This is a genomic window from Altererythrobacter rubellus, assembly GCF_030284385.1.
GTDB lineage: Bacteria > Pseudomonadota > Alphaproteobacteria > Sphingomonadales > Sphingomonadaceae > Erythrobacter > Erythrobacter rubellus.
The window spans coordinates 292344-305748 of the sequence record NZ_CP127221.1; the positions used below are offsets into that span (position 1 = coordinate 292344).

Annotated in this window: 8 protein-coding genes; 1 reads left to right on the top strand and 7 read right to left on the bottom strand. The window is 56.3% G+C overall.

What is annotated here, in order from left to right; all coding sequences use genetic code 11:
* Window positions 1–4: 4 nt before the first annotated feature.
* Window positions 5–856: a hypothetical protein gene (locus QQX03_RS01370; RefSeq protein ID WP_285976094.1), complete on the bottom strand. Its 852-nt coding sequence runs from the start codon at window positions 854–856 to the stop codon at window positions 5–7.
* A gap of 56 nt (window positions 857–912) precedes the next feature.
* Window positions 913–1881, bottom strand: coding sequence for a diacylglycerol/lipid kinase family protein (locus tag QQX03_RS01375; RefSeq protein WP_285976095.1), 969 nt, complete (start codon window positions 1879–1881; stop codon window positions 913–915).
* Between the two features lie 200 nt (window positions 1882–2081).
* Between QQX03_RS01375 and QQX03_RS01380 the strand changes: the two genes are divergently transcribed.
* Window positions 2082–3296 carry a M20 metallopeptidase family protein gene (locus tag QQX03_RS01380; protein ID WP_285976096.1) on the top strand — a complete coding sequence of 405 codons (1215 nt, stop codon included), beginning with the start codon at window positions 2082–2084 and terminating at the stop codon, window positions 3294–3296.
* 77 nt (window positions 3297–3373) lie between these two features.
* On the opposite strand, the gene QQX03_RS01385 is transcribed toward QQX03_RS01380, so the two are convergent.
* The 5 genes from QQX03_RS01385 to QQX03_RS01405 all read right to left on the bottom strand — a co-directional run bounded on the left by QQX03_RS01385 (window position 3374) and on the right by QQX03_RS01405 (window position 13324).
* On the bottom strand, window positions 3374–4957 hold the full coding sequence (locus QQX03_RS01385) for a sodium:solute symporter family transporter (protein WP_285976097.1): 1584 nt from the start codon (window positions 4955–4957) through the stop codon (window positions 3374–3376).
* Window positions 4958–5071: 114 nt separating this feature from the next.
* The gene (locus QQX03_RS01390) at window positions 5072–7483 is read right to left on the bottom strand and encodes a glycoside hydrolase family 3 protein (RefSeq protein ID WP_285976098.1); all 2412 of its coding nucleotides are present in this window, start codon (window positions 7481–7483) and stop codon (window positions 5072–5074) included.
* Between the two features lie 95 nt (window positions 7484–7578).
* A complete protein-coding gene (locus QQX03_RS01395; RefSeq protein WP_285976099.1) occupies window positions 7579–8781 on the bottom strand; it encodes an MFS transporter in 1203 nt (400 codons plus the stop codon).
* On the bottom strand, window positions 8771–9832 hold the full coding sequence (locus tag QQX03_RS01400) for a LacI family DNA-binding transcriptional regulator (RefSeq protein WP_285976100.1): 1062 nt from the start codon (window positions 9830–9832) through the stop codon (window positions 8771–8773). The genes QQX03_RS01395 and QQX03_RS01400 overlap by 11 nt, the downstream gene beginning before the upstream one ends.
* A gap of 255 nt (window positions 9833–10087) precedes the next feature.
* Complete coding sequence (locus tag QQX03_RS01405) at window positions 10088–13324, bottom strand: TonB-dependent receptor (protein ID WP_285976101.1); 3237 nt, start codon at window positions 13322–13324, stop codon at window positions 10088–10090.
* Window positions 13325–13405 lie beyond the last annotated feature (81 nt).

The following is a 13405-nucleotide window of genomic DNA, read 5'->3' on the forward strand; positions in this document are numbered from 1 at the left end:
AGGCTCAGCTCCGCTGCTTTTTCTGCTCTCGCCAGACTTTGAACAAGACACCCGGTGCCGCGAGCACAGGGTGTTTTTCGCGCCATGGCGTCACTTCAATCGGCACACCCGTGTGGCGCTGCACCTTCCACGCGGCATAGCGCGCCGCACCGTCAAACGTAGTGCTGGCTTTCAGCAGGCGGAGAATGTTGAGCGGCCTGCCTAGCCGTTGGCGGCGGCTCCACCACGATAGTGTTTCGCGTCGAGCATTGTCCGTCAGCTTGAGTGTCAGGCGACCGCCTGCTTCATCAAACGCAATGCCTTGTGCGTCGAGCGCCAGAGGCAATAGCCCGTCAAAATGCGCCACGTTGACTGACAAGATACTATCTTCCCTGCCTGCTTTCTCTACCCGAAACTCCGCCTTGTAGGTGGCGCGGAACAATGCGCGCCAATAGTCATCGGCGGTGCCGCTTGGCGGGCCGAGCGCCGCAGCCAGCCGCGCCGCAGTTTTTGCAGCATCACCAAGCGCATCAAGTGTCTGCGCCGTCGCATCGCCATCGCGGGCCCAAACCAAAGCAGACGGCTGCACGAACCGCGCCCAGATAGTGGTGTCGCGCGATTGGCCCGATGCGGCCTTGGCAAACTGCGCGAGCGACATAGTGGCGATCTTGGCGCGCAGCGTCTCGCCTTGATTGTCCCATTCGCGATAGCTGACACGCGGCCATATCTTCTCCTGCTCCTCGCCCGGAAGCAACACGTAATAGTCGAGCACGCCTTCAAGCAATCCGGTCCGCAGATTGGAGCCGTAGAATAGAACCGCCAGCGCCCCCGCTTCAATTGCAAGCCGCGCGGCAAATTCAGCAATGGCGGGATGCATTGCGACCGCAGATTTTGCTGAGATTCGTTCTGCCAAAGCGCTCATGGCGGCGTCATTCAGGGCGCAACGAAATCGATCTCGGGTCCGGTTTCGACCCTGTATCGGCCAGCAGGAAAAGCTTCGCCGTCGAGAATGAATTGGTCATCCAGCTCCATCTCGAAAGACTGCGCGACCAGTTGGTGAAAGCCGCGCTTACGCAAATTCTTGGGGCCAAATTCAAACAGGATCGCGGGCAGCATCAATGTCATCCAGCGGCTGATCTGATCAAGTGCAGCCAGCTTCAAACCCTTACCCAATGATCCGAAGGGCTTGATCCCCCCAGGAAAGCGCTCAAGCGTTGATGCCAGCAGGATAAGCCTGCGCTCTGGTTCGCCCAGCCCGCTATGCTCCAACGGCACTCCACTAGGCGCCAAACGCAAATCCATCTTTGCTCCGCGACGCCACGGATTGGCGCGCGTTCCGAAAACCGCCTGCAAAATGCCCCAGAAGGTCGTAACGCCTACTGCCAATGAGTTGAACGCACCGAGTTTGTGCGCGCTTTGGCCTGCCTTGGTGCCTAGCGTAAACGCGCCAGCACCCAGAATGAACCCCAGCACCCGCGCATCAGGCTGATCAAGCGGCGTAATCGCCATCGGGCTGCGCTTGACCCGCTTCCCATTTTCATACGCGTCAACCGCGCATTGCAATGTCCAGTCACTCGGGCCGCCAAGATCAACCGCCAGCGCATTGGTCTTGCCCTTGGGCAACACCGCCACAACAGGCCAGTCATCGCCAAAAATGGGCTCCCCACAAGTCAGCACATCGCGCACTGTACCGTCACCGCCATTGATGACCAACAAATCGATCCCGCGTTCGGCAAGGCGCGCGAGCGCCTCTGGCAATTGATCGCGGTTTCCCGGTTGCGCCACAAAGACATCCGGCGAAATTTTGCTGGTGAGGTCCTGCCCCCGATTGTGGTGGCTGCGCGGATTATAGATCAGTCCGACAATTGGAGGGTCACCCTCTGCACGCGCGTCGCGTCTCACACGCCAAGCCGATTTCACATTAGCTTTGGGTCGCGGCAAATGCGAAAATTCATGGATCGGGCCAGCCATAATCATCGTTCCTTAGTCGGAAACCATGTGCGTTCACTAGGTGATTTTGCAGTGCAACTCAAATTCGTGGCCAAACGTGGCTTGGTTACAATGCCGCTTCCTATGCGCAACATTTGCGCTAGATTGCATCCATGCTGACAGAAAACCTTATCGAATCCGCCCGCGAGCTGAGCGGGGATATCGTCTCTTTACGCCGCGCCATCCATGCCGAGCCAGAATTGGGGCTGCACACGCCCAAAACCATGGCCAAGGTGCGCGCAGCGCTCGCCGATCTACCGCTAACATGGCGCGAAGGCACCTCGACCACCGGCCAGGTGGCCACATTGGAAGGCGGCATACCGGTTAAAGGGCAAAGTCGGCGCGTGCTGCTGCGCGGCGATATGGACGCCTTGCCGATGGATGAGAAGACCGATCTGGAATTCGCCTCGACAGTTCCAGGCCGGATGCACGCATGCGGACATGACACGCATACTGCCATGCTGGCGGGCGCGGCGCGGCTGCTATGTGCCAAGCGCGAACAGATTGCCGGCACGATCGACTTCATGTTCCAGCCGGGCGAGGAAGGCTATCACGGCGCGCGTTTCATGCTGGAAGACCGCCTGATCGACCCACTGCCTGACGCCGCCTTCGCGCTGCATATCATGCCCAATGCGCCGTTTGGCGTGCTGGCGGGCAGACCCGGACCGCTGATGGCAGCTGCGGACGCATTTACAATCACCTTAACCGGGCAGGGCGGGCATGCCTCAATGCCGCATGATTGCGTCGATCCATTGCCCGGTACTGCTGCTCTGGTCAGCGCGATCCAGGCGATGGTGACGCGCCGCTTCAATGCCGCCAGCGCGGTGGTCGTGACAGTCACGCAGATCCACGCGGGAACTGCATTTAACGTCATACCCGATGAAGCCACAATCAACGGCACTATCCGGACGCTCAGCAAAGAGCATCGGCTGAAAGCGCGCGAATTGCTGACCGATATGGCCAGTCATGTCGCCGCAGCACATGGCCTGTCCGCCAATGTTGAGATCGTAGAGGGCTTTCCCGTCACGATTTGCGATCCGCGGGCGGTTGATCTGGGCCGGGCAGTTGCCACAGAGATTGGTGGTCCGGAGGGGTGGCGCGATCTCGCAGACCCGATCATGGGCGCCGAGGATTTTTCTTACCTGCTGGAAAAAGTGCCCGGTGCGATGTTTTTCCTGGGCGTGGCCAATGAAGGCGAGGACTGGCGCAGCTGCTGCGCGATCCACTCACCGCGCATGCATGTTGACGAGAACGCCTTGCCCAAAGGCACGGCGATGCTGGCTGGATGCGCGCTGAAGTTTCTGGCTGAGGGTTTCGCGGACCAATAAAAAACACCGGAGCCACCCCCCAGCGGCTCCGGTGTTAGATGGCTAGCGCTCCCCCCAGAGCGCCAGCTGGAAAATCCTTACCAGAGAATTACATAGAGTCCGATAAGAATTGCAACCGTCAACATTGCCAGCGTATTGAACAGCATGGTCGTGGCAAAGGCGATATCGCCCAGCTTGACGGTCTGCTCTTCTTCCGGCGGCGTTGTCATGCGTGAAACAACCGCGGCAGCGACAATCGAAAGCATGAACACGCCCCAGATGCGGATGATGAAGGGTACGTCAGGCATGCCGAACTTCAACATCACATTGACCGCCAACGAGCCGAGCAGCGCTGTGAATGCGCCCACCGCGTTCATCTTCTTGTCGAAGAAGCCGAGCAGGAAAACCACCACGATGCCCGGCGCGATGAAACCAGTGTATTCCTGAACCGTCTGGAAGCCGCTTTCAAAGCCGCCGATAAAAGGGCGCGCGAGGAAGAGCGCGACGATCATGGCGCTGAATGCTGAAACACGACCAACTGTCACATAGTGATGTTCGCCCATATCTGGCTTCCAGCTTCGATAAAGGTCCATCGTAAAGATGGTCGAGATCGAGTTCATCATGGATGCAAGCGAACTCACCACAGCGGCGATAAGCGCAGCAAACACCAGACCACGCAGACCAGCCGGGGCAAAGCTCATCAGTTCGCCATAGGTACGATCAGATTTTTCCGCCAATGCCGTGCCATCCAGCATGCCTTGCTGCGCCAGAATGACAGCGGCGATGCCGGGAATAACCACAATGAACGGTACGAGGATCTTGAGGAAAGCTGCAAAGGCCAAGCCCCTTTGCGCTTCGCCCAGATTCTCCGCACCGAGCGCACGCTGGATGATATACTGGTTGAAACCCCAATAGCTGAAGTGGAGTACCCACAAGCCGCCCAGCAGTGTCCAGATGCCCGGTAGGTCGGAATAGGCCGGATTGCTCTCATCAAGGATCATCTCGAAATGACCCGGCATTTCTTGCCAAAGCAGGCCAAGCCCGCCCAGCGCGCCTTTGGCTGGCAACGCGTCCAATGCGATCCAGGTGATCGCAAATCCGCCCAGGATCAGGATCACGACCTGAATAATGTCCGTCAGCGCAACCGCTTTCAGCCCGCCATAGAGCGAATAGAGCGCAGCAAAACCGGCCAGCGCCGCCATTGCTGTCATCACGCTCCAACCGGTGAGCGACGTGACCGCCAGACCGCCCAGCCACAGCACTGTGGTGAGGTTTACAGCCGTGTAGAGCGCAACCCAGAAGAAGCTCATCAGCGTCTTCACGCCATGTCCGTACCGCTGATCCAGAAACTGCGGCATGGTGTAGATCTTGCGCTTGAGGAAGATCGGCAGGAAGTATTTCGCCACGATGATCAGGACAATCGCAGCCTGCCATTCATAAGCCGCAATCGCGATGCCCACGGCATAGCCCTGGCCCGATTGGCCAATGATCTGTTCAGCTGAAATGTTCGACGCGATCAGCGAGGCACCGATGGCCCACCAGGGCAATGCACGCCCGGCGAGGAAGTAATCCTCTGTGTTTTTATCATGCCCCTTGGGTTCACGACTGACAAACAGCGCGATCCCCAGCAGTGCAATCGCATAGCCAGCGATAATAACGATATCGATCGTCTCTAACGTCACCGGATTTTCCTCCCCCTCGCGACCGGATTTTCCAGCCGCAGAACCCTTGTTTTTGCAGACTAGCGGCGCTTTATCGCCTGTCCAGCCGCATACGTTGTCATTCGCGCATTCCAATCAGAACGAGCATTCGGTTCCTTCCGCCACTTCCTCGCGTTTGACACTGGAAATGCGGAAAGTGACATCGCCATCGGATTCAAAAGCGATGCGTTTGCCAAGGCCCGCAAGGCAACTTTCAGTTACCACCATTTCGCGAAAACCCTTGGCCGTCGCGAGCTCAAATTGCGCGGTGACATCGAGCACCGCATTGCCTGAACGCAAGCGGATCGTACCCGCCGGGCGTGTAACCACTTCATAGGCGATGCGGTACACGCCGCCCGTATTGTTTGATTGTTCCAGGCCGAAATAGGACCCGGCACGCATTGTGATTTCGCGAGAATCCTCTTGTGCATCGCGGTCAAAACCGCGCACCAGCACGCCAGAGCCATTCATGTCTCCGCGCATTTGCGGCATCAGCTCTTCAAATCCAGCGCCGTCCAAACGACCGACGAATGCGCTGACCCCTGACCCTAACCGGCCCGAACCGAAGAGTTCTGACCCCTCGACCACTGACAGGGCGCCGCAGTCTTCGTTAAGCGTAGCAAGCGGTGAGTTGTCACTAAGTGTACGGCCATAGCCAAATGCAAAAAGGGCGCCTTCGGGCGAGTTGACCGGCTGCCCTTCGCAACTTGCAGGCCAAGAGAATGACAAGCGTCCGGTAGCCTCGCGCTTACCAGTTAGAACATCAGCGACGCCAGCGCCTTCACTACCTGGCAGCCATGATGCCACAAAAGCGTCAGCCGCGTTTATTTCACGGTTCATCCACATCGCGCGGCCTGAAAGGAACACGGCGACGGTCGGAATATCCTGCTCATCAAACTGGCGAAGCAGCGTCAACCCTTCTTCGTCACGGAAAACCAGATTGCGCTGATCGCCCGCGAATTCGGCATAGGGATGCTCGCCGAATACGACAATCGCAATGTCGGGGCGTGCCTCGAAGGATCCATCCTCTGACAACGTCGCGCTGCCACCTTCGGCGGTAACGTTCTCTTTGATGCCATCCCAGATTGAGGTTGCCTTGGGAAAGTAATCTCTGGGCAAGGTGTCCTTGCGGCCACCCTGCCATTCAAGGGTCCAACCGCCCGACTGTTGGCCCACATCATCGGCCGCAGAGCCAGCAACCAAGACATTTGCGCCTGCCTTCAGGGGGAGCACGCCGTCATTCTTGAGCAAGACTTGTGACTTCGCCACAGCTTCGCGCGCCAAAGCGCGATGCTCCAGCGATGCGAGAAGGTCATACTGCCCCGCGACACCGCGTTCAGATGGACGCTTGGCGTTTTCGCCTAGCAGCCCAGCGCGTTGCTTTACCCGAAGGACCCGTGTGACCGCTTCGTCCACCCGCGCCATGGGAATAGTTCCATCTTTGACCTGCGCGATGAGCGTTTCCATCAAAACCTTCCAGTCGTCAGGCACCATGTAGATATCGAGTCCCGCCATCAATGATTGCGGGCAATCTGTTACTGTGCAGCCCTTGATCTGGCCGTGGCCATTCCAGTCTCCGACTACGAGCCCATCAAAGCCCATTTGGCCGCGTAGGACATCGGTCAGTAGTTCTTTGTTGCCGTGCATCTTGCGGCCATTGATCGAGTTGAAGCTTGCCATCACGGCCTGTACGCCAGCGTCGATCGCCGCCGGATAAGGGCGGCCGTGCAGATCAAGCAGCGCGTTGATGTCGCCATTGACATCGCCTTGATCGACGCCTCGCTCGGTCCCGCCGTCGCCGAAGAAGTGCTTGGCCGTCACAAAAACACGGCCATCTCCCAGGAAGTCTTCGCTGTCTGGTGTGCCTTGCTGCCCGACAATCAACGCGGCACCTAGTTTCGCCACTAGATCAGGGTCTTCTGAATAACTCTCATACGTGCGCCCCCAACGATCATCGCGCGCAACCGCAACCGTGGGCGAGAAGTTCCAGTCAATGCCCGTTACTTCGATTTCGATCGCCGTTGCGTGCCCAATCCTTTGCACAAGTTCGGCGTCTCCTGTCGCGCCAAGCGCGATATTGTGCGGGAATATGGTCGCACCAACTATGTTGGAATGCCCGTGTACCGCGTCGGTGCCCCACATAGTCGGTATTACCGGTTCGCCATCGGGAAGCGGTTTGACCGAGGCATCATACATTTCGTCCGCATAGCGCAGCCATTCGGAAGCCGGGGCAAATTCATCGCCATAAGGTCCGCCATTGCCGCCATTCAGGTAGCTGCCAAAACGATAACGCTCCATGTCTTCCGGTGTGAAGGAATTGATCTGCGGCTGAATCAGCTGTCCGATCTTGCGCTCCAACGACATGCGCGAAACAATATCCGCGATCTCGGCTTCGGCGAGATCTTCAGCTGAGGCAACAGGTGATGTCTGAGCAGGCACTGCTGACGGTACAGTTGCACACGCCGAAAGGCCCAAGCCGGTAGCTAGCGCAAGCGCAATATAACGCATCGGAATTCTTCTCCCCCGTCCAATGCGGAATTACGCGCATTGTGAACGTTCCCAATCTCAGAGGAGTGACATGTCCGACATCAAAAATCAAGCGCCTATCGGCGGTAACTCATCTGCGCAAGCAAGATAGCGGCGAGCGCAACCAAACCGGCCAGAACCAGGAACAGTCCGCTAAAACCAAATTTGGGGACCATCGCAAGGGTCATCCAAGGAATGATCAGTGATGGGACGGTGTTGGTGAGGTTGAAAAAGCCCATATCCCGGCCGCGATTTTGTGGCCTAGGCAGCACACGCAAGGCCTGCCCATTATGGAGCGACAGAAATGTCATCGAAGCCAATCCAAAGAAGGTATAGCCAGCAATCGCGGTCTGAACATTTTGCGCAAGCGACATAGTTATCAGGCCGAGTGCCGAAAGGCTGGCGCAGAGCGCCAACGGTAACATCGGCCGCCGTGCTTTGTCAGACCATCTTCCAGCAAATAACGCGATAGGCACAGCCACACATAGAACTAAGCTGAAAAGGTTTGCGACGCTGTTCTCGCCAATATCGGGTGAAAGTGTGCGGAGCCAGAATAACAGAAATGCGAACAATGCGGCTTCGGCAATTTGAACCAACAAGCGGGCACTCCACATTCGCACGATTGCGGGGCGTGACTTGAAGCTGCCAAGTTCGCTCGGGACCGGCCCTTCTACAGGCCGCATCAATTCTTCCATTTGTCGACCGCCGCCCAGAACCAGCGCCGGCGCAACCAGCAAGGCGACCAGGCCGGACACCAACCATAGTCGCTCTGCGCCGACCGCCAAACCGGGGAATGTCACCAAAGTGCCCGCCAGAGCGCCCAATGCGGGTGCCAAGGCAAACAAGCCGCCAAGCAGCCCTTTTTGCCTATCGGGCACACAATCGCCCGCCCATGCTATAAGCGGTGCCAGCATCATATTGAGAGCCAGCTGCCACGCGATTACCAGCACAATCAATCCGCTGACGCTGCGCGCCTCACCCATCACGATGAGAAGGAGGCACGAGAGCACCAGCCCCAGTGCGATCCAACTTCGCCGCCCGCCCCATCTGTCGCTCACCCAGCCGAAGCCGATGTTCGCCAGGCTAGCGAAAATCGCTCCGGCAAAAGTGATGTAAGATAGCGCTTCGATATTTTCAGATGCTGCCAGCTCATTGACCTTGAGCGGCAGCAGTACGGTTAGAAACGGGACGTATGCGACCGCGCCCCCAGCAGCGGCGAAGGCGAGCGCGACCAGAAACCAGAGCGGCTGTCGTTCCTCGCCTGATTCTTCAGAGATCATTGGCGCCGCGCGCCGGGCCGATCGAACCACGCATTTCCAATTTGCCTTCGATGTTGATCGGCTTGTTCGGCAACGGCACTTTGGCCGCATTAATCAGCAGCTCAACCGCACGCGAGATTGTTTGTGCAATTGGTTGGTCAACCGCGGTGAGCGGCGGGTTAGTGAAGCGAACAATGGGCGTGTTGTCGAAACTGATCACAGAAAGATCTTCCGGCACGGAGAGATTCATCTCCCGAGCCACCTCCAGTGTAGCCAGCGCCATCTGATCGCTAGAAGCGATGATTGCACTTGGCTGGTTAGGCAGCGACAGCAGCTTGTGCGCAGCTGCTTCTCCTGATTCATAACCGAAATCGCCTTGCCCACAGAGGCCTTCGGTCTGCAATCCGGCATTTGCCATAGCCGCTTGCCATCCGGCCACACGCCACCCGCTGAGGCTATATTCGCTCGAGCCTGCAATAAATCCGATCCGGCGATGGCCCAGCTCTATCAGTTTGTCGGTCGCCAGCCTGGCAGAACGTTCGTCATCCATTGTGAGGCAAATGCCCGGCCCTGGATCGCGTGATCCGATGCGTGCGAAGGGAATGTTATGCTGAGCCAACAAACCTGTGATAAGCGAATTTTCGGAATGGGGTGGTGTCAAGATCACGCCATCCGGTTGGAGAGCAGCGATCGCACCGCTCAGTTCGCGCTCAACGTGATCACTGCGCGTGTCCACTAGCTCAACCATCATTCGATAGCCGTGCTCCCCACATGTTAACATGCCGCCAAGGAGCATCTGATCAACCCAGTCTGTCCCCTGTCGCGATCGCCAGTCTTCAATCGTACGCTCACGGTCATTAAGTGCCAGGATTAGATATGAGCGCGAGCCGCTCATTTGCTGAGCTGCGATTGAGGGAACATATCCAAGTTTGTCGATTGACGCTTGGACCTTTTCTTTCATTTCTGGGCGTACGTTCGGCTGTTTGTTAATAACACGGCTTACGGTTTGCAGAGAAACTCCTGCGTCGTCCGCTACGTGACGAATTGTTACCGCTTGCCGCCGACGTCCCATCTTAATTCAGGTTCCGTATTTTGATAAAATTTCAATCAGTATCAAGAGCTCGGTCACTGACATTTTGATCTCGCCACGTCCATTTGGTTTTTATTTTTTAGGAGTAGCTGATGCCGAGAGCTAATCCAGCAGAAAGCGTAAGTTAGCTTCAATTCGTGGCGCCTGATCAAATGGAGGCCCTGGCCTACTGGCACAAAGGGCCCCTGCGCACGGAAAGCGCAGAGGCCCAATTGCAGCAGATCCCCAAGACTCTGACTAAAAGTCGAATCGCGCCATGAAGCTGAAGCGACGATCATTTCTGAACGCAGATCGAGTGATGCGATCACCCTCAAAGTTCACCACCTGCGATGTTTGAGTTACCTCGTCGAGTAGGTTCACCCCTTGAATACCGATTTTGATTTCATCGGTAACTGCATAGAAAATTGACGCATCAAGCTGCCCTGTCGATTCCTGCCAGATTGGCGAATAGGGCCATATGTCATCACGAGCGGTGATTAGGAAATCGTCTCTCCAGTTATAGGCTGCTCGCATTGCAAGTGGGCCTTTTTCATAAAAGACGGTTGCGTTGATGGTGTGCTCTGAAATGCCCGCCAAAGGCTGGAGAGCGGAGAAAAGACCGTTGCTGCCGTTGATATCAGAGTTACCAAATGCTCCGCCATCCACATAGGTATAAGTAAACTGCGTACCAAGGCCGCTTAGAAGGCCAGGCAGAAAGTCATAAGTTTGCTGATAGGTGAGTTCGAAACCTTTCAGCGTTCCACTCGTGTTATCGTCAGGACCATTAACCTCAACCGGCGCTGTGATGCCAGTTGGGCTTGTATATTCAACGAGTTCGACGCCTGAATTTACAATTCCAGAGATATCTTTGACAAAAACGTTGCCCGTGAGCGACCCAACGTCAGCAAAGTACCATTCCAAGGAGAGATCGTAGTTCCAAGAGTCGATCGGGCGGAGGTTTCTATTTCCCGTAAAGAGCTGGAATAATGGCCCTGATCCGAGAGTGCCGCCCGCCAGCAGATCGGCTGTATTATCACCGATCGTGCCTCCAGCGCGATAAAGTGTGAGGTCTGGCCTAGAGATTCCCTTCGATACAGCCGCACGAAGAAGTAAGCCGTCACCGAAATCAAACTTCACGTTGAAACTTGGCAGTAAGTGATCGTACTTAATGTCCCGGTTGTCGACTAGAATTTCACCGGTGTGAGCGGCGACGAATTCCTGCTGACGAGCCGTGGACAAGTCACAGTAGCCCCGTACAACACCAGGCTGACCGGGCCCGACACATGCGGCCTGTAGTTCTGCGAGGGTCAGGACGCCATCTTGGTTGCCCTGCGGCCCCTGATCAATAAAATCAGGGCTCGGAAATGCGAGAAGTCCCTCTGTCTTTACAGTCGTGTGAATGTAGCGAAGGCCAAAGTTGCCCTCCATGATTGTGCCGCCGGGAAACTCGGTGCCAAAATCTATGCGGCCGTAGAGAGCCTTTGTTTCTTCGCCCACTGCATTGATTTCTGCGGGACAGAAGGGAGCGCACGCAACCGGGTCTGTTTGACCCAAGACTCGAGCTGTACGTCCGTTAAGCCCGAAGAAAGGGTTTGGAGTTTGTGAGAAAGCGTTGATTTCAGCAGCTGCTTGCTCAGATATACCCGATAGATATTCACCAAGCAAATCATCGCTACCACCGAAGAAGTAGGCCGCGCCATCAGGGATTGGCTGGCCAACATTCCCACGCATGAAGCCATTTCCAAATATATCACGTTGGCGTGAATATTGCGGGAATTCGTCCGTAAATGCGCCACCGCCAGTCGCTTGGTCTTGACCCGGCAGGCCTGTGTAAAGACGCCCAGGTGTGAACCCAGCCCAATCTGGAACAAATGGGCCGTCGCCCGTGAAGCAGCCCGGGGAGCCGCCCCATGGTGCGCAGCCCGCACGGCCCGACCAAGGCGCCGACAAGTTGCCCCAAGTGCTAAAAGCAGTGTCGCGCGTTGTGCGATCACGATCCGACCAACGAGCACCGAAACGGGCCGACTTGAAGAATCCATCGTCGCTGATGTCGTATTCGACATCAAAACGGGCGCTATCAAGCTCGCCATCGTTCTGCTCAGCACTATCGAGCAAGAACCAATAGTAGGTGTTCAAATCATAATAATTTGAAGGAGCGATTTCACCAGCGCGGGTGCCAGTCGCAGCACCGCCTGGAGCTAAGAATTGTACGCTCGGTACCTTGCCCGTAAGGTCGAGTGCCAAATCTGACCATGTGTTCATTGCCCCAATTACAGCATCGAGGCGCTTGTCAGATTTAATGTGCTGGTATTCAAAATTAAAGCGAAGACGGTCGGTCGCCGCGAAATCGATATCGATCGAAAAATCTTCCGTATCTGCTTCGGTATTGCGCTGAAAATTGAGCGTCTCTTGACGGAGACCGCCATATAAGCTCGCATAGCCACCAAAATTACTGAGAGTTAGAACGCCACTTTCAAAGACGCCATTCTCATCGAATGTCCAAGTAGACCCAGCCGCCGGCTCTGGGGTTTCCCCATCATTGTTCACCTGGGCGAGTAGAGCATATTCATCAGTGAAAAACTCTGTATCTGCTCGCAGATACTCGGCTGTAATCAATAGCCGCTCATCACTACTTTCGAACTGTGCGACAGCAGAAAACGCCTGACGCTCTCTATCGAGTGTAGTGGATCGGACTCCGGCGCCCTTTGGAATTAGGAGTGCGCCCTCGGGAGGAAAATTATCGGCGTTGAAGTTCGGCTCTCCATCAAAGCCGCCATCGATAACCGTCAGTGCGCGTAGGCACGCATCGTTTCCTGTTGTCCCCAACCGATAGCACGGATCCGTCACCTGAGACGCATCGGTTCGGCTTTTCAATTCGGAGTACGCATAGCCAAGCTGCAGACCGAATGTACCCGCACCAGTAACCCAAGAGTTGGAAATGAGGCCTGAAAACTCGGGCGTCCACTCCTCGCGAAGATCGCCATAGGTAGTGCCGACAGTGCCCGCTACTTTCAGGCCAACAGAATCGAGAGGTTTCCGCGTCACTAGGTTAACTGTACCAGCGACGCCGCCGTCAACCATGTCCGCGGTTACGTTCTTGAAAACCTCAACGCGACCGAGAAGCTCTGGCGATACATCGTTGAAACTGAGTACGCGCCCGCCAGTTGCTGAAAAAATATCTCTACCATTCAGCTCAGAACGCACGAAAGGCAGGCCGCGTACGATAACCCCAGTCCCCTCTACCGAAAACCGGTCGGGATCAGAAGGCTTCTCAAAACGCCCGATATTGACGCCAGGGACACGCTGAAGAGCCTCTGAAACGGATCGATCCGGCAGGGCACCGATATCCTCTGCAGTAATTGCATCGACAAATGTGTCCGCATCCCGCTTAATATTCTGCGCACTTTCTAGCGCTGCGCGAAAGCCAGTAACGACAATGGCGTTATCGGCTTCGACCGCAGCCTCTTCATCATCCGATTCCACATCTTGCGCCATGGCGGGAGCCGCTATCATCGCTGATAGGGCGATGCTCGAAGCGGTGCTTAGAGCGAAAAAGCGCCTCGAAGAGACAGCGCG

Excerpts from the sequence above, each read along its gene's own strand:
- QQX03_RS01370 (WP_285976094.1), bottom strand. The coding sequence starts at position 856 with ATGCATCCCGCCATTGCTGAATTTGCCGCGCGGCTTGCAATTGAAGCG.
- QQX03_RS01380 (WP_285976096.1), top strand. The coding sequence starts at position 2,082 with ATGCTGACAGAAAACCTTATCGAATCCGCCCGCGAGCTGAGCGGGGAT.
- QQX03_RS01390 (WP_285976098.1), bottom strand. The coding sequence starts at position 7,483 with ATGCGTTATATTGCGCTTGCGCTAGCTACCGGCTTGGGCCTTTCGGCG.
- QQX03_RS01395 (WP_285976099.1), bottom strand. The coding sequence starts at position 8,781 with ATGATCTCTGAAGAATCAGGCGAGGAACGACAGCCGCTCTGGTTTCTG.
- QQX03_RS01400 (WP_285976100.1), bottom strand. The coding sequence starts at position 9,832 with ATGGGACGTCGGCGGCAAGCGGTAACAATTCGTCACGTAGCGGACGAC.
- QQX03_RS01405 (WP_285976101.1), bottom strand. The coding sequence starts at position 13,324 with ATGGCGCAAGATGTGGAATCGGATGATGAAGAGGCTGCGGTCGAAGCC.